23 protein-coding genes are annotated in these 20,692 nt (G+C 66.4%); 14 read left to right on the forward strand and 9 right to left on the reverse strand.

What is annotated here, in order from left to right:
* Window positions 1–59 precede the first annotated feature (59 nt).
* Entirely contained in the window at window positions 60–1,448 is a 1,389-nt protein-coding gene (locus FFS37_RS25220; RefSeq protein ID WP_137933675.1) for an aminotransferase-like domain-containing protein, read from the reverse strand.
* Between the two features lie 303 nt (window positions 1,449–1,751).
* On the opposite strand from FFS37_RS25220, the gene FFS37_RS25225 reads away from it, so the two are divergent.
* The 4 genes from FFS37_RS25225 to FFS37_RS25240 are packed head-to-tail and all read left to right on the forward strand — an operon-like array spanning window position 1,752 to window position 6,075.
* Window positions 1,752–2,909 (forward strand): ABC transporter ATP-binding protein, encoded by a 1,158-nt coding sequence (locus FFS37_RS25225; RefSeq protein WP_137933676.1) that lies wholly within the window; start codon window positions 1,752–1,754, stop codon window positions 2,907–2,909.
* A complete protein-coding gene (locus FFS37_RS25230; protein ID WP_137933677.1) occupies window positions 2,906–3,958 on the forward strand; it encodes an ABC transporter substrate-binding protein in 1,053 nt (350 codons plus the stop codon). Before FFS37_RS25225 ends, FFS37_RS25230 begins: the two co-directional genes overlap by 4 nt.
* Before the next feature lie 6 nt (window positions 3,959–3,964).
* Window positions 3,965–5,245 carry an ABC transporter permease gene (locus FFS37_RS25235; RefSeq protein ID WP_137933678.1) on the forward strand — a complete coding sequence of 427 codons (1,281 nt, stop codon included), beginning with the start codon at window positions 3,965–3,967 and terminating at the stop codon, window positions 5,243–5,245.
* Window positions 5,246–5,247: 2 nt separating this feature from the next.
* On the forward strand, window positions 5,248–6,075 hold the full coding sequence (locus tag FFS37_RS25240) for an ABC transporter permease (protein WP_137933679.1): 828 nt from the start codon (window positions 5,248–5,250) through the stop codon (window positions 6,073–6,075).
* A gap of 157 nt (window positions 6,076–6,232) precedes the next feature.
* Here the strand turns inward: FFS37_RS25240 and FFS37_RS25245 are convergent, their stop codons facing one another.
* Window positions 6,233–6,595, reverse strand: coding sequence for a hypothetical protein (locus FFS37_RS25245; protein WP_137933680.1), 363 nt, complete (start codon window positions 6,593–6,595; stop codon window positions 6,233–6,235).
* Window positions 6,596–6,881: 286 nt separating this feature from the next.
* On the opposite strand from FFS37_RS25245, the gene FFS37_RS25250 reads away from it, so the two are divergent.
* Window positions 6,882–7,190 carry a hypothetical protein gene (locus FFS37_RS25250; protein WP_137933681.1) on the forward strand — a complete coding sequence of 103 codons (309 nt, stop codon included), beginning with the start codon at window positions 6,882–6,884 and terminating at the stop codon, window positions 7,188–7,190.
* A gap of 1,080 nt (window positions 7,191–8,270) precedes the next feature.
* Window positions 8,271–10,316, forward strand: a complete 2,046-nt coding sequence (locus tag FFS37_RS25255) for an acyltransferase family protein (RefSeq protein ID WP_137933682.1) — start codon at window positions 8,271–8,273, stop codon at window positions 10,314–10,316.
* 76 nt (window positions 10,317–10,392) lie between these two features.
* On the opposite strand, the gene FFS37_RS25260 is transcribed toward FFS37_RS25255, so the two are convergent.
* The 4 genes from FFS37_RS25260 to FFS37_RS25280 form a co-directional block, all read right to left on the reverse strand.
* The gene (locus FFS37_RS25260) at window positions 10,393–11,328 is read right to left on the reverse strand and encodes an HNH endonuclease (protein WP_137933709.1); all 936 of its coding nucleotides are present in this window, start codon (window positions 11,326–11,328) and stop codon (window positions 10,393–10,395) included.
* A gap of 76 nt (window positions 11,329–11,404) precedes the next feature.
* On the reverse strand, window positions 11,405–11,995 hold the full coding sequence (locus FFS37_RS25265) for a DUF6456 domain-containing protein (protein ID WP_137933710.1): 591 nt from the start codon (window positions 11,993–11,995) through the stop codon (window positions 11,405–11,407).
* 239 nt (window positions 11,996–12,234) lie between these two features.
* Window positions 12,235–12,543, reverse strand: coding sequence for a hypothetical protein (locus tag FFS37_RS25275; RefSeq protein WP_137933683.1), 309 nt, complete (start codon window positions 12,541–12,543; stop codon window positions 12,235–12,237).
* Window positions 12,464–13,126, reverse strand: coding sequence for a YdaU family protein (locus tag FFS37_RS25280; RefSeq protein WP_137933684.1), 663 nt, complete (start codon window positions 13,124–13,126; stop codon window positions 12,464–12,466). The genes FFS37_RS25275 and FFS37_RS25280 overlap by 80 nt, the downstream gene beginning before the upstream one ends.
* Window positions 13,127–13,191: 65 nt before the next feature.
* On the opposite strand from FFS37_RS25280, the gene FFS37_RS25285 reads away from it, so the two are divergent.
* The 3 genes from FFS37_RS25285 (at window position 13,192) to FFS37_RS25295 (ending at window position 15,102) form a co-directional block, all read left to right on the forward strand.
* A complete protein-coding gene (locus FFS37_RS25285) occupies window positions 13,192–14,241 on the forward strand; it encodes a hypothetical protein (protein ID WP_137933685.1) in 1,050 nt (349 codons plus the stop codon).
* 69 nt (window positions 14,242–14,310) lie between these two features.
* Entirely contained in the window at window positions 14,311–14,592 is a 282-nt protein-coding gene (locus FFS37_RS25290) for a DUF982 domain-containing protein (RefSeq protein WP_137933686.1), read from the forward strand.
* Window positions 14,593–14,799: 207 nt separating this feature from the next.
* Window positions 14,800–15,102, forward strand: a complete 303-nt coding sequence (locus FFS37_RS25295; protein WP_137933711.1) for a DUF982 domain-containing protein — start codon at window positions 14,800–14,802, stop codon at window positions 15,100–15,102.
* A gap of 398 nt (window positions 15,103–15,500) precedes the next feature.
* Here FFS37_RS25295 and FFS37_RS25300 read toward each other — a convergent pair whose 3' ends face one another.
* Both FFS37_RS25300 and FFS37_RS36485 read right to left on the reverse strand, forming a co-directional pair.
* Entirely contained in the window at window positions 15,501–16,178 is a 678-nt protein-coding gene (locus FFS37_RS25300; RefSeq protein ID WP_137933687.1) for a GcrA cell cycle regulator, read from the reverse strand.
* 130 nt (window positions 16,179–16,308) lie between these two features.
* Window positions 16,309–16,440: a hypothetical protein gene (locus FFS37_RS36485; RefSeq protein ID WP_269750917.1), complete on the reverse strand. Its 132-nt coding sequence runs from the start codon at window positions 16,438–16,440 to the stop codon at window positions 16,309–16,311.
* 323 nt (window positions 16,441–16,763) lie between these two features.
* On the opposite strand from FFS37_RS36485, the gene FFS37_RS25310 reads away from it, so the two are divergent.
* Window positions 16,764–17,468, forward strand: coding sequence for an XRE family transcriptional regulator (locus FFS37_RS25310; protein ID WP_137933689.1), 705 nt, complete (start codon window positions 16,764–16,766; stop codon window positions 17,466–17,468).
* A 236-nt stretch (window positions 17,469–17,704) separates the two neighbouring features.
* Here the strand turns inward: FFS37_RS25310 and FFS37_RS25315 are convergent, their stop codons facing one another.
* Complete coding sequence (locus FFS37_RS25315; RefSeq protein WP_137933690.1) at window positions 17,705–18,007, reverse strand: hypothetical protein; 303 nt, start codon at window positions 18,005–18,007, stop codon at window positions 17,705–17,707.
* Between the two features lie 171 nt (window positions 18,008–18,178).
* Between FFS37_RS25315 and FFS37_RS25320 the strand changes: the two genes are divergently transcribed.
* The 4 genes from FFS37_RS25320 to FFS37_RS25335 all read left to right on the forward strand — a co-directional run bounded on the left by FFS37_RS25320 (window position 18,179) and on the right by FFS37_RS25335 (window position 20,408).
* A complete protein-coding gene (locus tag FFS37_RS25320) occupies window positions 18,179–18,541 on the forward strand; it encodes a hypothetical protein (protein ID WP_137933691.1) in 363 nt (120 codons plus the stop codon).
* Between the two features lie 132 nt (window positions 18,542–18,673).
* On the forward strand, window positions 18,674–19,231 hold the full coding sequence (locus FFS37_RS25325) for a hypothetical protein (protein WP_232375763.1): 558 nt from the start codon (window positions 18,674–18,676) through the stop codon (window positions 19,229–19,231).
* Window positions 19,228–19,836, forward strand: coding sequence for a hypothetical protein (locus tag FFS37_RS25330; protein WP_137933693.1), 609 nt, complete (start codon window positions 19,228–19,230; stop codon window positions 19,834–19,836). Before FFS37_RS25325 ends, FFS37_RS25330 begins: the two co-directional genes overlap by 4 nt.
* On the forward strand, window positions 19,833–20,408 hold the full coding sequence (locus FFS37_RS25335) for a hypothetical protein (RefSeq protein ID WP_137933694.1): 576 nt from the start codon (window positions 19,833–19,835) through the stop codon (window positions 20,406–20,408). Before FFS37_RS25330 ends, FFS37_RS25335 begins: the two co-directional genes overlap by 4 nt.
* The last annotated feature ends 284 nt before the right edge of the window (window positions 20,409–20,692 follow it).

The raw sequence follows: 20,692 nt of genomic DNA on the forward strand, positions 1-20,692 counted from the left end.
ATGCCTGTCGCTGCCGAACCTGTCGCTGCCCGACCCTGTCAATTCCCGGCTGTGCGGCCTCAGACGAAACCCGGCAGTTGCAGATGGCCGGCCGACAGCAGCTCGGCCATGCTGGTCAGCGCCGTGCGCAGATCCTCCTGCGAGCGCGCCGCGCCGACATTGATGCGCACGCCGTGCTGCACCGGCTCGCGGCCGACGGCGAAGGCGTCTCCCGGCAGCACGGCCACGCCCCGCTCCAGGCAGGTGCGGGCAAAGCCGGCGCCGCGCCACGGCTCGGGTAGGCGCAGCCACGCATGGGTGGCGCTCGGCTGGCTCTGCACGTCGTAGCGGCCCAGGATATCGCTCAGGATCGCCTGGCGCTGGCGCAGCTCCTGCTTCTGCACCTCGATGATGCGCGCGGCCGCCCCGTCCTCGATCAGCCGCGCGCCGATCAGCGCCGTCAGCGGGCTGATGCTCCAGCAATTGATGCGCAGCGCCGCCGCCACCTGCCCGGCAATGGCGCGCGGCGCGATGACAAAGCCGAGGCGCAGGCCGGGCGCCAGGCATTTCGACAGCGCGCCGATATGCACGGTCAGCTCCGGCTCCAGGCTGGCGAAGGACGGCAGGGGCTCGTCGGCCAGCGGCCGGTAGACGTCGTCCTCGATGATCAGCACATTGTGGCGGCGCGCCACGGCGGCAAGCTCGCGGCGGCGCTCCTCGCTGAGTGTGATCGTCGTCGGATTGTGCAGCGTCGGCACCAGGAATACCGCCCGGGGGCGGAGTTGCGCGCAGGCTGCCTCGAAGGCGTCGGGCCGCATGCCGCCGCGATCCATGGCGACGCCCCTCAGATCCAGCCCATGCACGCGGCAGAGCGCGTTGATGCCCTGATAGGTCACCTCGTCGGCCAGCACCACCTCGCCCTGCCGGGTCACCGCGCCAAGCAGGCAGTCGAGCCCGTGCTGAGCACCCGCCGCCAGCACGACGCGGCCGGGATCGCCGTCGCCGGCAACCGGCTTCAGCCAGTCGGCGATCGCCGCGCGCGCCCACAGCGGCCCTTCCGGCGGGTGGTAGTCCTGCAAAGAGGCGTAGTGCTTGTCCCGGGGCAGGCGCGGCAACAGCGCCGCGACGGCATCGAGATAGGCCGATGTCGCCGGCCTGTTGACGGAGAGATCGATGATGCCGCTCTGGTCGCTCGGCGCGGAGACGAAGCCCGGGCGCTCGCCGGCATCGCGCGCGGCGACCGTGGTGCCCCGCCCCGGCCGCGCCTCGAGCAGGCCGCGCTCCTGCAGCGTCGCCAGCGCGCGCGTCACCGTGGTGACGTTGATGCCCAGCGCGCGGGCGATGTCGCGCTGCGGCGGCAGCCTTTCGCCGACCGCCAGGCTGCCGGCGGCGATGCGCTCGGCGATCGCGTCGGCCAGACGGCGATAGACCGGACTTTCATCCTCGGTGAGGCGGAGATCTCTGAGCATAGGGACAGGATTCGAGGCTGGGACGTTGTAAGGGCTCTAGCACAGGACAATTCGTCGGACAATAGCACTTGTGTGAGTCACATCCTCAGGCATATCGCCCAAAAATATCACACAATCCTCCCAAAAACCGGCTTGACGTCCAAACTTGTCTGCATCTATGGTCCATTTCAACTCGATTGTGTGAGCATACAAGTTTGGGCAAGCCGCTAGACGCGGCTGCTCCCAAAGGGATGGAGACATGCGTCACAAGCACCATACGGTTTCAGCCGGCCGCGTCCGCGGCGCCTCGGCGGATTGCGCCCGATGAGCGCCGTGGAGGCCCTTTCGCCGTCCCGCGCCCCGAACGCGGACGCCGGCGGTTTCGTCGATTTCCTCGACGTCGAGAAATCCTATGACGGCCGCGCCTTCGCGGTGACGCGGCTGAACCTCAGCGTCGCGCGCGGCGAGTTCCTGACCCTGCTCGGGCCTTCCGGTTCGGGCAAGACGACGACGCTCAACATGCTGGCCGGCTTCGAGCGGCCGACCAGCGGCACCATCACGCTGGAGGGCCAGCCGGTCGACCGGCTGCCGCCCTATCAGCGCAATATCGGCATGGTGTTCCAGAACTACGCGCTGTTCCCGCATATGAGCGTGGAGGACAATGTCGGCTTCCCGCTGTCGGTGCGCCAGGTGAGCAAGGCCGACATCGCCGCCCGCGTCGGCCGCGCGCTCGACATGGTGCGGCTGAAACAGTTCGGCGACCGCAAGCCGTCTCAGCTTTCCGGCGGCCAGCAGCAGCGCGTGGCGCTGGCCCGCGCCCTGGTGTTCGAACCGAGCCTGGTGCTGATGGACGAGCCGCTCGGCGCGCTCGACAAGAAGCTGCGCGAGCACATGCAGCTCGAGATCAAGCAGCTGCACACCATGCTGGGCGTCACCATCGTCTACGTCACCCACGACCAGAGCGAGGCGCTGACCATGTCGGACCGCGTCGCGGTCTTCAACAATGGCGGCATCGCCCAGCTCGGCTCTCCCGACGATCTCTACAACACGCCTCGCAATTCCTTCGTGGCGAGCTTCATCGGCGAGAACAACACGCTGGAAGGCACGGTCGACACGATTTCGGGCAAAGAATGCCGCGTGCGGCTCGACGGCGGTGGCGAACTCACCGCGCTCGCCGTCGGCGTCGCCAAGGGCGATGCCTGCCACGTCGCCGTGCGGCCCGAGCGGCTGCGGCTCGGATCCGCTGGAGACAGCGGGAACGCGCTTCCCGCCTCCGTCGACGGCCGCATCTATCTCGGCGACCATCTGCGCCTGCTGGCGCGATTGCAGAACGACCAGGTGCTGACCGTCAAGGTCGACACCGAAGCGACCATGGCGAACGGACAGGCCGTGACGGTCTGCTGCGCGCCCGGTGATTGCCGCGCCTTTCCGGCCGACGCCGGAGCGGCCGGTTCCAACTCGAAACAGGGGAAAACAAAATGAAGCTTGCAAGAACAAGTCTGATCGCGCTGGCCGCCGCCACGGCCTGCATCGCCATGGGCCGCGCGGCGCTCGCCGACGAACTGTCGATCATGGCCAGCGGCGGCGCCTGGCAGGACGCCCAGCGCAAGGCCTGGTTCGAGCCGTTCACCAAGGAGACCGGCACAAAAATCCTCGAACAGGAATATCTGGGCGACCTCGGCAAGGTCAAAGCCATGGTCGACACCGGCAACGTGCCGATCGACCTGGTGACGGTGGAGACGGCGACCGTGCTGCAGGGCTGCGACGCCGGCATTCTCGAGCGCCTCGACTATTCCAAGATCGGCCCGCGCGACAAGTTCATCGAAGGCTCGGCGCTGGATTGCGGTGTCGGCCTCGATGCTTACGGCGACATCCTCGCCTACGACCCGACCGTGCTGAAGGAAGCCCCCACCTCGGTGCTCGATCTCTTCGACACCAAGAAATTCCCGGGCAAGCGCGCCATGCGCAAGTTCCCGGCGCAGAACCTGGAATGGGCGCTGATGGCCGACGGCGTGGCGCCCGCCGATGTCTACAAGGTGCTGGCGACCCCGGAAGGCGTCGACCGCGCCTTCAAGAAGCTCGACACCATCAAGAAGGACATCGTCTGGTGGGATGCCGGCGCGCAGCCGGCGCAACTGCTCGCCTCGCAGGAAGTGGTGATGACGACGGCCTGGAACGGCCGCATCCAGAACGCCATCGACACCGACAAGAAGCCGTTCAAGATCGTCTGGAACAACCAGATCCTGGAATACGACATGATCGCCATTCCCAAGGGCGCCAAGAACCCGGACGCGGCCTATAAATATCTCGCCTATATCTCCAAGCCGGAAAACAACGCCAAGCTCGCCAGCTACATCACCTACGGGCCGGTGCGCACCGACGCCGCCTCTTTCGTGGCGCCGGACGCCCTGCCGAAACTGCCCAACGCGCCGGACCATCTTGCCGGCGCCTACCTTGTCGCCGACACCGAGTTCTGGGGCGACTATGGCGAGGACCTGGTCAAGCGCTTCAACGCCTGGCTGGCGCAGTAAGCGCTGATGTCGGCCTCGCTGCCCAGCGAACTCGACCGGCCCGCGCTGGCCCGCGGCCGGTCCGCCGCCGGCACCGATCCAAAATCGGTGTCGGCGGCGCTCAGGCGTGCCGAATTCGGCGACCGGCTGCGCTCGCTGGCGCTGGCCGCGCCCCTGCTCCTGCTTCTGGCGCTCAGCTTCGGCATCCCGATCGTGCTGCTGCTTTCACGAGCCGTCTACGACCCGACCATCGCCGACGCCCTGCCCCGGACCAGCCAGGCGCTTGGCGACTGGAACGGCCAGGGCCTGCCTGCCGACGCCGCCTTCACCGCGCTCGCCGCGGATCTCAGCGAAAACCAGGCCAGGGGCAGCGCCTATGAGCTGGCCAAGGCGCTCAATGCGCGCCTGCCCGGCGCCCGCAGCCAGGTTCTCAAGACCGTGCGCCAGCTGGAAGGCGCCGGCGGCAAGCCACCGCTCGAAGTGATGAAATCGGTGCCGTTCTGGTCGGCGCCCGGCACCTGGCCGGCCATTCGCACCGGCACGCATTCGCTCACCTCCTTCTATCTACTGAGCGCGCTCGACCTCAGGTGGAACGCCGATGGCGGCATCGAGCGGGTGCCACCCGAACAGGCGATCTTCCTGCAGGTGTTCCTGCGCACCTTCTTCGTCGCCGGCGCCGTCACGCTCGCCACGCTGCTGCTCGGCTTTCCCCTCGCCTATCTCATCTCCAGCGTGCCGAAGGGGCTGGCCGCCATCCTGATCGTGGCGGTGCTGCTGCCGTTCTGGACCTCGATCCTGGTGCGCACGGCGGCCTGGACGGTGCTGTTGCAGAAATTCGGCCTGGTCAACGACCTGCTCCTGTGGCTCGGCATCGCCTCCGAACGGCTCGACCTGATGTATAGCCGCATCGGCCTGATCATCGCCATGACGCATATCCAGCTGCCGTTCACGCTGCTGCCGATCTACTCCGTCATGCGCACCATCGCGCCCTCGCAGATGAAGGCCGCCTATTCGCTGGGCGCGAAACCATTCACCGCCTTCCGCCGCGTCTACCTCCCGCAGGTCTTCCCGGGCGTGATGGCGGGCTGCTTGCTGACCTTCATCCTGTGCCTGGGCTACTACATCACCCCGGCGCTGATCGGCGGCGCCAGCGACCAGTTGATCAGCAATTTCATCGCCAACTACGTCAATGTCGAACTGAACTGGGAAATGGCGGCCGCGCTCTCCTTCATCCTGCTCGTCTTCACGCTCGCTTTGTTCGGCATCTTCGCCCGTATCCTCGGCCTCGACCGACTGAAGATGGTGTAGCCATGCTGCTCTCGCCCTACCCCACCACAGGCGAACGCATCCGCATCACGCTGCTCTGGCTGTGGTGCGGGTTGGTCATCCTGTTCCTGCTGGTGCCGATCCTGATCCCGGTGCCGCTCTCCTTCAACAGCGGCGCCTTCTTCATCTTCCCGCTCGAAGGCCTGTCGACGCGCTGGTACGAGGTGGTGCTGGGCACGCAGCGCTGGCAGGCGGCGATCGCCAACAGCCTGATCGTCGCCTTCGGCACGACGCTGATCGCCACCGTGCTCGGCACGCTGACGGCGATCGCGCTCAACGACGAGAAATTCCCCGGCCGCCGCATCGTCATGCCGCTGCTGCTGTCGCCGCTGATCGTGCCTGTCGTCATCACCGCTGTCGGCTCCTATCTGTTCTATGCCCGCGTCGGCCTCGCCAGCACCTATGCCGGCCTCATCCTGGCGCACACGGCCCTCGCCAGCCCCTTCGTGGTGGTGACGGTGGGTGCAAGCCTGACCGGCTTCGACCGCAACCTGATGCGCGCCGCAGCCATATCGGGCGCCAGACCGGTGACGTCCTTCTTCCGCGTTATGCTGCCGCTGATCCTGCCCGGCGTGCTTTCGGGCGCCGCCTTCGCCTTCGTCACCTCCTTCGACGAGGTGGTCGTGGTGCAGTTCCTGGCCAGCGCCAGCCAGCGCACCATGCCGCTCGAAATGTTCATCGGCCTGCGCGAAAAGCTCTCGCCCGCCATCACCGCCGCCGCGACGCTGATGATGGGCCTGTCGATCGTGCTGCTGGTGGTGGCCAACATCCTGGCAAGGCGCGGACAGGGCAAGCCGGCAAAAGGCGGCTGACAATTTAAATCGCGGCACGCTGAAACTTCCGGCGAGCCGCTTACGTTGCTACGAAATCGCCTCCCAGGCGATCGACCTCCGATCAACCCCGCCGGCCCTGCCGGTGGGGTTCTTTTTCGACCGATGGCCGGCCGGCAAGATCATCGCGCCGGGATGTTTATGCCTTGGGCCGTCGGCGGGAGGTTCCCGCGGCGTTTCGCGGCTTCGCCGCCCAATAATGCTCTGACATCTTCCTGCCGTTCTCCAGGATGCTGGCGGCGATATCGGGATTGCCGCCAGCGAATGTCTCGGGGTCGGCGCCGCACAGCAGGACGAAAAGCTGCTGGTGGGCAACGGCCGCGAAATAATCGCGGCTTGGCGGACTGTCGCGAAACTCCGTCGGCCTGAGGTCTGCGGCCGCCTGCGCCGCCGCGTCGTCGATGGCCTTGTGGATCGCCGCCATCATGGGCCGTTTGGCCCTGTCCTGGGCGTCCATGTAAGCGCGCTCGGCCGGGGTCGGGACAGGGCAGTTCTCGCTCATCGGTTCATCTCTGGTGTCGGAACCCGGCAACGGAATCTGCTCGCCCGCAAATGCATTCGCTTCGGCCGAAGCGTGAAATTCGTCATATCAGGAATTTCTTTCCGAGCATACGTCGCAGACCCGCGAAGGTTTCAAGGTTTTTGAAAAATATATTTTTGGAAATACGGCATCTTTCATCAAGGTAAATCGGAACCCTCACTCATTCCTTTCGTTACGACATTGATCGTTTCGTTACGACATTCATCGTTGCTTGAACGGTCACAAAGCAACAGGGAAGGATTATGTCATGAATATCAAGATGATCTGCTTCGGCGCCATGACGCTTTCGATGGTCGCGGGTTCGGCTCTGGCCGCCGGCGGCGGCACCGGTACGTCGGCTCTCGACGATCCGGCCAAGATGCAGCCCTTCTATACCGACTCCAGCATGAAGACGCTGCGCGGCAGCGACGACTTCACCAAGGCATGGAAGGCCATGTCGCCGGAAGACCAGACCGCGATGACGACGGCGTGTGCCGATGAGGTCAAGAATGCCAACCCGACCAACACGCATCCGGAATTCTGCAGCAGCGTGAAGCTGATCGGTGGCGGCAAATAACGCTCCAGGCTCAAGACCAGCCAAGCAAGAGCAGCCCCGTTCGCGGGGCTGCTCTTTTTCGTAGAGATCCGGGCCTTGACTGCGCCGGAGCGATCGCCCTGTTGTCCTGCCGCGAGGTGCTTGCAAGCGGCGCGATCCGGCAGCGCAATGGCGCCGGCCTTTAAGACTCCGCGCGGCAAGGGCGGCGGGGTAAAGTTCCAGGGAGAAGCGCTCGCGGCCGACCGCGAATCGCAAGCAGGCGGCTAGCCGTCAGGGCGGGTGCCATGTCTCGGATTAGGCCGTGCCCGCGATCAGGCGGATTTGCCCGATATGACGACGATCGCGGTGACGCGGGAAAGCTTCTCGCTCTTGCTGAACACTGGCCTCTGATAGGTCTTCTTCATGCTGCACCTATAGCTCAATGACGGCGCCAAAAGGCACCGGGCACGAAGCCTTGTCAAGCGATCGGCAAGCTTGTCACGCCGGTAATTGGCGCGGCTACACCTTGCCGGAAAAGACGATCGCGACGACGCGGGAAAGCTGCTCGCGCTTGGTGAGCGTCGGCTTCTCGTAGATCTTTTTCATGTATATGCCCCAAATGCCCAAGTGACATCAGCACATGGATGCAGTGGGTCGCGTCCGTCAAGCGCGACCCCGGGCAGTCACACGGTTCCTCACGAACTGTTGATCCATCCGGGCCGACATCCCTGTGCCGGACGCCCGCGATCAGTTCGGGCAGTTGGACGGCGCGCAAGCCGCGGTGACCGCGGAAAGCCTTTCACGCCGCGCCAGCGTCGGCCTTGCGTAAGTCTTCTTCACGAGGCGCACCGCGATGGCGGACACGCCACCACGGCGGACAGTTTCTCGCGCTTGGAAAGTGACGGCTTGATGTAGGTCTTCTTCATGACTTATCCCCTGCCTCGTCCCTCGGCCCGGAATAGAAGCGCGGCATCGAACTTTGTCAAGCAATTGCTAAAGTAACGCATCCCCTCCCCGCTCCGTCGGCGGCTGTCCTTGTTCTGGCCATGTTGCACTGCAAAAAATCTATCGCATCGCAATATGGCCGACTGCCGTGGGCCAGGCGCAAACGAAGGAGGCCTCGTGGCGGCATCGTTCCGGCCTGACATACAGGGCTTGCGCGCGCTGGCCGTCGGCGGCGTCGTCGCCTATCATTTCGGCCTCAGCGCGCTGCCGGGCGGCTTTGCCGGCGTCGACATCTTCTTCGTCATATCGGGCTGGCTGATCACGACACATCTGATGGGCGAGATCGCCGAGACCGGCCGGCTCGACCTCTGGCGCTTCTATGCCAGGCGCGCGCGGCGCCTGCTGCCCGCCGCCATATCAGTCATCCTCGCCACGCTCGCCCTGGGCTATTTCATCCTGTCGCCGCAGGAACAGGCGCTCTATTCGCGCGGCGCCATGTTCGCCAGCGCCTACACGATCAATCTGTGGCTGCTGCGCTGGCAGTTCGACTATTTCGCCAGCGATGCCGCCAGCAATCCCTTCATCCATTTCTGGTCGTTGTCGGTGGAGGAGCAGTTCTATCTCGTCTGGCCGGCGCTGCTCGTGCTCGCCGCCTGGCTGCGCCCTGGCCGGCGCATGGCGGTGGCGGTCATCGCCGTTGCCGGCCTCGCCTCCTTTGCCGCCTGCCTGTGGCTCACCAGCCTCTCGCCGGCCTGGGCCTTCTACTTCTCGCCGTTGCGCGCCTGGGAGTTCGCCGCCGGCGGGCTGGCGAGCCTGGTGCCGCCCGCCTTTCTCCGGCACCGGCTGCGCGCCCTACAGGGCTGGCTCGGCCTGGCGCTGATCGCGACAGCCTATCTCTGGCTGAGCGAAGACCTGCCATTCCCCGGCTGGTACGCACTCCTGCCGGTCGCGGGCACGGTGCTGGTGCTGCTCAGCGGCGCCGCCGCGCAGCCCTCGGGCCGGGCAGCCCGGCAAGCCCTTCTGCCTGCCGCCTGGCTCTCGCTGGCGCCCTTGCAGTGGGTCGGCACGCTCTCCTATTCGCTCTATCTCTGGCACTGGCCGGTCATCGTCTACGCCGGCATGCTGGTGCCGGAACTCGGCGTGGCGCAACGCATCGGCTGCGCCGCGCTGGCGCTGGTGCTGTCGGCGCTGACCTATCGCCTGATCGAGAACCCGGCGCGCCACGTCGACTGGCTGGCCGCCGCCGCGCGCGTCTTGCGGTTCGGCACACGCCACTCAAACACCGGGCGGCCCGAGGCGAACGCAGCCGGCAAACCATTCCGCCTCTTTCCCGGCCTCGCGCTCGCGCCCGCCCTTGCCCTGACCGGCGCCGGCGCGGCCGCCGCCTATGCCAGCGCGCATCTGGCCACGCGCAACATCGACCCCGCGCAGCGCGGCATCGAGGAGGCCGCAAAGCAGCCTTCCGCCGCGCGCGCCCAAGACGGCAACTGCCTGCTCGACTTCCATGCGGTGAAGCCGAAGCCCTGCAGCTTCGGCCCGGCGGATGCCGCCCGCACCATCGTGCTGTTCGGCGATTCGCACGCCGACCACTGGTCAACGCCGCTGGTCGAGGCGGCAAGCCGCAACGGCGCCAGGGTGGTCACCTATCTCAAGGCCTCGTGCCGCGCCTCGCGGCTGCCGACCTTCAGCACCGTACTGAAGCGCGACTACACCGAATGCGACGCCTGGCGCGAACAGGCGATCCAGGAGATCATCCGCCGCAAGCCGCGCCTGGTGGTGATCTCGGAATTCTCGATCGGCAACCTGACCCGCGACATGTCGCCCGCAAGCCGCGCCGCAGAGACCGCGCGCTGGCAGGCCGGCCTGCGCTCCACCTTGCAATCCTTCAGCGAGGCCGGCGTCGAGACGGCTGTCATCCGCGACACGCCGATCAGCGACAGCTTCGCCGATTCCTGCGTCGCCCGCGCGCTCTGGTGGCGCGAGCCGCCCTCGCGCTGCGACACGCCAAGAGCGCAAGCCGCCAACGACAGTGCCGCCGCGCAGGAGCGCGCCGTGGTCAAAAGCGTGCCCGACACGCGCTACATCGACCTCACCGACCGCTTCTGCGGCCCGACCGAATGCCACGTGTTCATCGGCGGCAGACTGGCGTTTCGCGACCGCCACCATCTGGCGACGGCCTTTGCCGAGACGCTGGAGGGGCCGCTGGAGAAGGCGCTGTTTTAGAGAGATCAGCTGCCTTCTCCCCGTTCACGGGGAGAAGGTGCCAGCAGGCGGATGAGGGGCAGCGCGGCCATGCAAATCAATGCACACCCGCAAACCGCTCCCGATGATGGGCAAGGAATGCCGGATGCGGCCTGAGCCGCGAATCCTTCGGCCAATGCAACCCCTGTGAATCCGGCCGAAACAGATTTCGCAATTCGCCGGGCACCCGATTGTGGGCGACCAGCAGACGCTGGTTCTCATCGATGGAAATCAGATGCCGGTCGAACAGCCAATGCACTGTGGCCGATAGTGCAATGCCGTTCTGAACAACGTCCGGTCCACCCGCCGCCACAGGCTTGATATGAGCGGCCTGTACCTCCGCGCGTCCGCCGCCATTGATGATGCGCAGGCCAGTGACGGCGCAGGTGTCTTCATAGGCACGGCAGACTTCCAGCCGGAATGTCGCATCACGTACTTTCCGGTTCAGCAATATCTGCTCGACCCGACGGTCAACCGTCTCGGCAAAACCAGGTTGCGCCGCCAAGTCAGCCCCTGCGGGAAACTGAACCTCCAATGGCAGCATGTCGGGGCTGAGCCGCCTGGCGTTGGCTGGGTCAAGCGGTTCGGCCAGGCCGGCAAGAACGATGTCGTCGAAATCCTCGTTCAAGATGGGGCGCATCGACTTGCCCTGGACGGCTTGACCGACGCGGCTCGGATCGGAAACCTCGCGCAGCAAGGCCTCCGCATAGCGGCCATCCCTCATGAACGGTACAGGTGCCGGGAATTCGAGATAGTCCGTTACGTTGGCATAGTAATAATCCGCCCGTTCGGGATCGGAAACGACATCGACGACGCGCGCCGTGGCGATATAGGCGCGCCGCCCGCCATTGCGTTGCGGTTCACGAAACAGCACCCAGTCGCCGACCGCGTTTCGTGCCGCAGCCAGATAATTGCTGCGAGCCGGGAAATGATAGCGGCGGGTAATGTCGTCGTCATAGCCAGACCCCGGCTTAACATCGAAAACGGCTTTCAAGATTCCATCCCGCAAAACATGCAAAAAACTTAGCTTAGCTGCGTTTTGCATGCCGTGCGAGATGGCGCGATCCCCCTCACCGCCCCATCATCATCCCATAATGCACCGCCAGCAGGTCCAGCCCGACCTTCAGCAGTTTCGTCACCACATCCCTGCCCTCGCCCGTCTGTTCGGCCACGCTCTTCACCGATTGTTCCTGGCACGCCACTTTCAGCACCACGTCAGCCACGTCCCGGTGGCCCAGCGCCCTGGTCGCCGCGGCGTGCTTGCGGCCGGCGTCGAGCACGCTGTCGGCGATGCCGCCGGCGCGGCCGCCGTCGACGCGCTCGCTCCAGCGCATCGGCTTGATGCCGGCCTGCTGGCTGCACTGGAAATGCTCGCGGTAGCGCTGGCCGGCCTCGCGCTGCTGGCGCGACAGCGAGGTGATGCCGATCAGCGGGTCGACGCTGCGCACGCGCACGATGCCGCCGGTGGAGGTGTAGCCGTCATTCGACACCTCGTAGACGCGCCGCGCCTCGGCCGTGCCGGCCGCCAGCCGCTTGCGGCCGAAGGCGTCGTCCCGCAGCGCGAAATCATGGCCGACCTCGCGGCGGATGCGCACCTGCTCGGCCTCGCCCTTCGGCAGTTTGGGGGCTTGGGGCTTGGCGGTCTTGGTCTTGCTGGGCATGGGCGGCTCCTTGGGTTTGGGTGTGGTGTCTTTGGTTGGAAAGGCCGGCGGGACAGCGCCCCCCTCTGGCCTGCCGGCCATCTCCCCCACTTGGGGGGAGATCAGCAGCGTTGCCCGCGGCACCTCTTCTGCAATGCCGGCGATTGGCGAAGGCCGCGACGCCACCGATCTCCCCCCTTGTGGGGGAGATGCCCGGCAGGGCAGAGGGGGGCGCTGTCCCGCCGGCCTATCGGAGATCATCAGGCAATCGCCTGCTTCGCCGGCATTTGCGCGGCCGCCCTTCTCGCCATCAGCTCCCGCATCGTTTTCCGCTCGCGCACTTCTATGCAGAGCTGCGCGCTCGAGGGGCAGAACTGGGCGCTGCCGCCTTTCACCTCGCCGCGCACGAAGCGCTGGATGGCGGCCGTGAGGTCGGCGAGCTCGGCATCGCGCACCGCGCCGAGATAGCCGCGCAGCTGCGCGTCGACGTCAGTCAGGGCGGATTGCGGGAAGCAGGAGAACATCGCCGCCAGCGCCTTTGTCGCCTGTTGCAGTTCGGCCGCGGTCATGGCTCCTGATCTCCTCGATGATGGCGTTGGCGGCGTCGGCATGGGTTTTCGGCCGCACCCAGCCGGGCGGTTTCTTCGGCCGGGCCGGCCCTGAAGCCAGATCGCGCCTTTCATCACCCCCGATCGAAACCGGGCCGCTTTCGCGCACCCGGCGCGCTGAAAAAGCGGAAGCTTTTTCATTCTGGTTTCTGGACTCTGGAGAATGCCGCGCCAAAGCACCGGCATTTGCCTGTCCATGCGCCTTTGTTTTCAAGGCGGTAGCAGCCCCGCCACGCGCCCCGGCGGAGGCTCTCGCCTCGCTCTTGGCCTGCGCCTTGAGCAGTTCCCTGGACAGTCGCTTGTGGCCGATCTCGCCCGCCTCGCGCTCGAAGAAGCCCAGCAGATCGGCGCGGATGGCGCGCCATCGCTTGAGGGAAAGCCGCGCCACTCGCGCGAGCTTGGCGTCATCGTCGGGCAGCCGGCCGCCGGCATTCCACATCGCCATCAGGATGAGCATGTAGGCGCCGATCTGCTCGGTGGAGAGCGGCAAGGTGTCGCCGACGAAATCGGAGACGTAGAGCTGCATGAAGGGCCGCTCGCTCATGCCAGCCTCCACGCTCTCGACGCGGCCGGCAATCCGCGCCACAGTGGCGCCGGTGGAGGGGCGCGATGGACGCGAGCATCCTTGGCATGCCTGGCTGGTTCCTGGCGCTGGTCGCCATCTGCCTGCTCGTGGTCATCTACTCCATTCCCAACGACACCGCCCGCTCGCTCGCGGACCGCTATGTGCGCAGCGACCAGGCGCAACTGCTCGGCGCGCTCGTGGCCATCGTCGGCTTCGTCGCCGTGGCAATGACGCTCTACCAGATCCGCGTCGACCTCGCCGACCGCGGCGCCGAGCGCGCGGTGCGGCGCGACGAGGCGATCGCGCGCGCCTGGGACAGGCTGCTTGGCCAGGCCGCCGGCAACACCGGCAAGGGCGACGCCCTGTCGACGCTGTTTCGCGAGGGCATCGTGCTGAATGGCGGCATCGACGATTTCGGCGTGCCGGCCGCCCTCGACCTGTCCTGCCAGACGATCGGCAACTGGGACGCGCAGGCCGGCCGCTGCCGCAAGCCGGCCATCATCGCCGGCGCGAATTTTCAGGCCAGGCCCGGCGACGTGCCGCTGATCGCGCTCGACCTTGCCGGCAACCAGATGAACGGCCTGACGCTCGCCTTCGCCAGCCTGTCGGGCGATTTCACCGGTACCGGCCTTGATGGCCTCAATGCCGCCAACGCCAGGCTGGACGGGCATTTCAAGGGTGCGGCGATCAGCAATGCCGACATCGTCAACACCGATTTCGACATCGGCTATGCCACTCCGGATGACCTGCCCGGCCTCTACGGCGTCAATGTCAGCGGCTCGCGCATGTCGTGGCTGGAAGGGCTGGGCTTCAAGCTGCAGCAGCTGTCGTTCTGGGCCGACTGGCCGCCGACGAAAGGCAAGCTCGGCCAGGGCACGCCGGGCTTTGCCGACGCCATCCTCGACCAGATGCGCATCTGCAAGCCGCCGCTCGACGCCAATGGCAAGCCCGTGCCGCGCGCCGAACGCCAGCCCATGTATGCCGGTCGGGGCAAGCCGGCCGATTGCGTGGCGGTCAGTGCCGCGCAGGCGCGCCAGCTCTATCCGCAAGCCTACGCCGCGCTGCCGCCACAGGATTTCACCGCGCCGGACTGAAGCCTTCGCGATGGAACTACCGGCCAGCCCGCACGTTGTCCCGCGTCGATTCCCAAGGGAGGTTTGCCGATGACGGCGTTCATGCCGGTTACACTGCGCTTTTGCGACAACAAGACCATGCTGGTCGGCTCGGTTGCCGACGCCGAGGCAGCCTTGCGGCGGCAATGGCCCGACAAGACCGCGCCGGATTATGTGGGCGCCGCGAGGCTGGTCCAGCTTGCCGTCGAGGGCACTTGCAGCCCGCGTACCGCCTTCGAGGCCTTCTCCAGGGTCGCGCGGCGCCAGGGCATATTGGTGGCCAAGCCCAGAAGCCGCGCGCATGACTGGCTCGACGCCGCCGCCAACCCGTGAAGCAGGCATGAAACGCATGCAACCGCCGGCCGGTCTCGCGCGTTTATCAGCGTCGGTTTGAAAGCCGCGCATGACGCAATCTCGGGAAAGATGTATTCTGTCTTTCCCACAGGAATTGCGTGAAAACAAAGGGATCGGGCGGTCCCGCCTTTCAATGGATTGACGAGCCGCTCCGCCCCCAGATTGAAGGTGAGCGCCGTGGGTACGATGAGAACGCCGCTGAAAGTGAGCCTGGACGGGCATGTCGAAGAGATCGACGGGGTGAGCGATGCCGCCGATTTCCTCCAGCGCTGGCCGATCGAACGGCGCGGCCATGTCTACCGCAGTGCGCTCAACGCCTGCAGCGCGGCAATCGCCGCGCAGATATCGGAAGCCGACGCCATGAAGGCCTTCACCGGCTTCGCCCGCGTCGCCAACATTCTGATCGATGCCGGCGGCCCGGTCATGCGGCTCGAGGCAAGAAGCGTGCAGAGCCGCATGCCCAAACAGGGCAGGCAGATGCCGAAATAGGGCTCGGGCTCTTCCATCAACTGGCATTTGCTCTGTTCTCACGCGGATCATCCGGTTAACTCGCGGCGTCCCGGCCTGCCGGGCATTTCTCCCCGTCGGGCGTGGCTGATCGGCCGAGGCTTGATCGGCACCCCGGGCTTGATTGGCACCCCGGGCTTGATTGCGATGTGGTTCCCCCAATCCGTCGCTGCTTCGCAGCGCCACCTTTCCCCCCTCCGGAGGGAAAGGAAGGGAGCCATTCAGGACGGGCGTTGAGCTCAAAAAAGCCTGGCGCCCTTCCTCTCCCCCGTCGATCGGGGGAGAGGTGGCTCGGCGAAGCCGAGACGGAGTGGGGGTCGACCAACGCAACCAGGCCAACGCTTGCGCCACAGGCTGCCCATGCCGTGGAAAAGGCCTGCTCACGCACACACGCGGCGGCGAAAGCGGGCTTCGTGATAGGCGCAGTAGCTTTTCAGCGCCTTGACGCGCATGCCGCAGCACAGCATGTCGGTGCCCGGGCGCCCGCTTGGCGCATCGTCTTCCGGGTTTTCGTGCAGTGTCAGGTCGAGCGGCGCGCGACACCGTCCCGGCAGACAGTCGATGAAGCGCATGGCAACGCCGTGCGGCTGGCGGCCGATGGGTCCGCGCTGAGGCGCCGGCATCTTGAAGCGATAGGCCTCGCCATCGGCGATCAGCACACCCACCTCGCGCACGAACAGGCGCGGCGGCAGCCAGGCCGGCGACGCATCGCGCCTTGACCGGGCCTTGGCCTTGCGCGGCACGGCCGCGCCTGCGTCACGAATTTCGGCGCCCTTCGTGCTAGCCGGAGGCTTTTTCCCGGCCCGGCTTTGCGGTGCGGCCTTGCGCCCGCGCTTGACCTCGAGCTTGCCTCCGCCTGCGATCGGCAGCCTCGCCCTGCCATTGGCAAAGCCGATCGCGCCCAGCATGGGGCTGCGGTGCACGATGCCGATGATGGCATTGCGCGAAACCGGGCCGCCGCGCAGTGCGCTGAACGCCGCCGCGATCCGCGAGGCCGAAAGCCCCTCGCCCAGCCAGCGGGCGATCTCCTGCAGTTCGGCATCGCTATAGCTTGGCATTGTCGGCCTCCGTCCAGGGTTGAGCGTCCGGCCACGCTGGCAGCGTGCCGACCGGCAGGCGTCAGGGTTCGGCCTCCGGCGAGCGGAGCCGCGGGTTGGGGTTGCTTCTGGATTGACGTTCCGGCCGGCGTCAGCCGGGAGGGGCGGCCTGCCCGGCGCCGAGGCGCGCAAGCCGCGCCTCGGCCGTGCGCCGGTCGGGAGCCGACACCGCCCTGCCCGTCATCGGCTCGAACAGGATGACGGTGCCGTCCTGCGTGCGCACGCAGCTGCGGGCGAACGGACCGGCGCGCGGATCAAAAAGGGGGCCGGAGCCGAGGGGAGCGGCGGCTCCGGCCGTTCCGGCCGCCGGTGACGGGCGGGCCGGACGCGAGGCGGATGCGGGAGAGCATCCGGCTTCGCGCTTCGCTTCGGCCGGGGAGGAGGACGGCCGGAGCGGAAGGGAAAGAGCGATAGCGTCCGGCCGGGCCGGCCTGACGGCGCTGTCGACTCCAGGGGGGTTGAGCTTTTGCATGAATGGATATAAGCATAACTCAAAAAATGATGCAAGCCATTCTTTCATAGACGAGAGCAACTTTCATCGCTCACATGGACGCCATGGCCAAAACGGAATTGTCGATCAAGGTCGGGGCGGCGATCCGCCAGGCGCGCAAGCAGCGCGGCATGGTCATGCGCCATATCGCCGAGCACAACGACACCGATGTCGCCGCCGTCGGCAATTGGGAAACCGGCCGCAACCTGCCCAAGACCGAGAACCTTTTGAAGACCGCCGCCTTCCTGCGCGTCGACCCGGTCGCGCTGGGCCAGGGACACGTCGTGTTCCTCGACGATGCAGGCCCGGTGGCTGACGCCGAGATCGTCACCGACGCCGCCCCCCTGCCAGCCGGCTCAATGGATATCGAGGTGCTGGGCGCCGCGGTCGGCGGCGACGACGGCGACTTCACCTTCAACGGCGAGCCGGCCGGCTATGTCCAGCGCCCGCCCGGCGTGCGCAACCTGGCGAAGGTGTTCGCCCTCCACGTGCTCTCCGATTCCATGGTGCCGCGCTACGAGCCCGGCGACCTGATCTATTGCGGCGGCCGCGACGCCGTGCCGGGCGACCATGTGGTGATCGAGACCTTCCCCGAAGAGAACGAGAAGAACGGCAAGGCCTTCATCAAGAAGCTGGTCAGGCGCACCGCCGGCGAACTGGTGGTCGAGCAGTACAATCCGCCCAAGACGCTCACCTTCAACCGCTACGCCATCAAGCAGGTCTGGCGCGTCATCCCGCTCAAGGAACTGCTGGGGTATTAGCGAGCATCTTCTTCCTTCTCCCCCTGTGGGAGAAGGTGGATCGGCGCGTCAGCGCCGAGACGGATGAGGGGTGCGTAACGGAACGCAACGCGGAAGACCCTGCGCTCTTCTCGTCAGAACCACATTAGATGCAACTGTGAGGCGCCAGCGCTTCCTGGAACACCCCTCATCCGTCTCGACGCTGCGCGTCGAGACACCTTCTCCCGCAAGGGGAGAAGGAAGAACCAACGCCCCCCTCAAGCCCGCCTTGCCCCCTCCAGCGGCATTTCCCGATCGCTCAGCATCTGCGCCTCGCTGCGCACGCGCTGGCGATCGTCGATGAACGCGGCCTGGATCGAGATCGCCGTGCCCGGCAGTCCGTCGGCACGGCAGGCCGAGCAGACGATGCGTCCCGAAAGCTCCGCCAGCGGGGTGTTTTTCGTCACCCCGAAACGCCTGAGCTGATCGGACCGCCACCATCTGTTGCGACCGCAATCGGCGCATTCGACCGATATCGAAACCACGTGCGCGATGACCGCTTCCCTGCCCGGCAATGCCATTGCCCCTCCACCCTTTTTGTTCCTGATTTGTTCACATATTCGTGTGTTTCGGGCCAGGAGTCGAGTCGCAGTTTTAACACTTTCCCAAAAGTTTCCCTTCTGCCAATTTTTGAGTTATGCTTATAAAAACTCACAAATGTGAGTCGCAGAAGCATCAGACCGGGAGCATGCATGGATGACGCCGACTTCGCCCGCGCCTGCGGTTACACCGGCGACAGCCCTGCCCTGCTCGAAGCCTTCGAGGCGATCCGCCGCAACGGCATCGCGCACGCGCGCCGCGACCATCTGCAGCGCAAGGCCGTCATCGACGCGCTGAAACTGTCGCAGGCTCTGTTCCTGTCCGCCATCGGCCCGGCGCTGTCGGCCGAGGAGGCCATCGAGGATGCCGCACACTTCATTGCCTGCTGGCGCAACATGCCGCGCTGGCGTCAGGAACGACGCCTGAGCGAACTCGTCAGGGCCAGGCAGCAGCGGCTCGTGGCCCGCTTCTTCCGCCGCTACGGCCATCGTCTCTGGGCGCGAGAGGCGGCCTGACACGGCATGTCAGGAGCCTCCGATTGGCGGGTTCCAATCCCGGGTTTTTCTTTCTAGAGTGCGTGCGGGTGGCTGTTCGACGTGCATTTTCGAAGAATGTTCAACGCTGCCCGCTCAAAACTTCAGACTTGGATGACAGCCGGCGCGGGAACCATCGCGGCGCTGTTCGTCGCCGGCGTCATGGGCGCCTTCGGCGCCTTGCCCGCGCACGCGCCGCCGCAATTGCCGCCAGATGCCGCGATCGATGCCGGGCGCTGGCGCGTGCAGCCGGTGCGCGCCTATGTCAGCCACGCCAAGATCTATGGCGTGCTCCTGAAGCCCGGCCAGAAGGCGCTGGTGCTGGAGGCGGACATGACCAACCGCACCGCGCAGTCCGACAAGGCCTATTTCGACGTTTTCCAGCCGCAAGGACTGGTGCTTGCCGACAGGCAGCCGATGATCGCGCTGACGCGTGATTCCACGCTGACGCCGGAACTCCATCCCGGCATGACCGAGCGCATGGCCTATGTCTGGGCGCTGGCCGGCGATACGGCGGTGCCGCCAAGCATCGGCTTCGGCATCACGTCAGAAATCTTCAAGCCGCGCGACAATCTCTACGGCATGCCCGGCTGGTTCAACCCCTACAGGCTGGGCACCGTCACCATGCCGGTCGCCGACAGGCCCGCGACGGACGCGCAGGGCGGCTCATGAAGATCCGCGTGCTCGGCAACCTCGCCATCCTCGCCGCCACGGTGGCGCTGAGCTACGGCATGCAGGTGACGAAGCCGCATTACGCCGACCTCACCGCACCGGTCCCCATCGATGGCGCCATGGGCCAGTCCGTGCCGGCGCGTAGCTTCGATGTCAGGCTGGACAAGGTGGTCTTTGCCCGACAGCTCAAGACCAGCCAGTTCGGCCAGCAGCGGCTGTTGACCACCGGCGGCCTGTGGGCCGTTGTCACCACCAGCCTCACCGCGACAGCCACCTCCACCACGGTCGCCGACGGCACCTGGCAAGGCCCGACCGGCCTGCGCTACCACCAGACCGAGCGGCTGGGCTACCGCCAGGACATGCCGCCGCACGGCGTCGACCCCGGACTGGACAAAACCGGCCTGTTCGTCTTCGAAGTGCCGCCGGACCAGATCCAGGGCGCAAAACTGCTTGTCGCGGCGCGCCGGTTCGGACCGCTCGACGCCCAGGCGCGCATCAGCCTCGATGGCGTGCGGACAGGCCCCGACGGCCAGCCGGCGGACATCCTGCCGCAATACGATCTCGACGCGCCTCAGCCAGGCTCCACGCCGCAGGGCAAGCCATGACCGCCGCTTCGACCGCCGCCGAACCAGCCACAGCACCGCGGGCGGAGAAGACATGGCGCCGGCGCGGCCTGCTGGCGCTCGCCGTGCTGCTGCCGCTGACGCTGGCCGAGACCAGTTACGACAGCGTGCGCGAATGGCTGCGTGGCGAGGACCTCGTCACCAGGGATGTCGCCTTCGGCCAGTCCGTGCCGTTCGGCGGCAGTGGCTGGAAGCTCGCCGACCTGCGCGGCGGCAAGGCCGGCCGCCTGCCCGAGGGCGCCTTCGCCGTTATCGCCACCTTCACGGTCACGATCGGCGATCCCGACCTGCAGAAACAGTGGCTGGGCTGCAAGCTGATGCTGACCGACGCCACCGGCCGCCGCTGGCTGCCTGATTTCATCAGCGGCGTCGGTCTGCCGGACGGAGTGATGAACTGCGCCTCGGCGATCTTCTCAGGCGCCAAGCCGGGCGACACCGTCACCGTCGGCGACACTTTCATCGTCCCGCAGGACGCGGTGAAAACCATCCGCCCGGCGGTCGGGCTGGGCAGCGAACGGCCCTGGTATTTGCGTTTTGAAAGGCCGCCGAAGTAAGCCGTCGTCCTGAACTTGGGTTCCCCCGGCGCGAGGTTTCATTGCCAGGTGGTTCCCCCAATCCGTCGCTGCTTCGCAGCGCCACCTTTCCCCCCCTCCGGAGGGAAAGGAAGGGAGCTTTCTGGACGAGCGTTGAGCGCAAAAGGCCCGGCGCCTTTCCTCTCCCCCGTCGATCGGGGGAGAGGTGGCTCGCCGAAGCCGAGACGGAGTGGGGGTCGACCAGCGCGGCACAAGACAATACGCGCCAGCTTGCCCCTCACGCTATCGCTACTCGGCCCCAACCC

This window comes from Mesorhizobium comanense (assembly GCF_005503535.1).
Taxonomy (GTDB): domain Bacteria; phylum Pseudomonadota; class Alphaproteobacteria; order Rhizobiales; family Rhizobiaceae; genus Mesorhizobium; species Mesorhizobium comanense.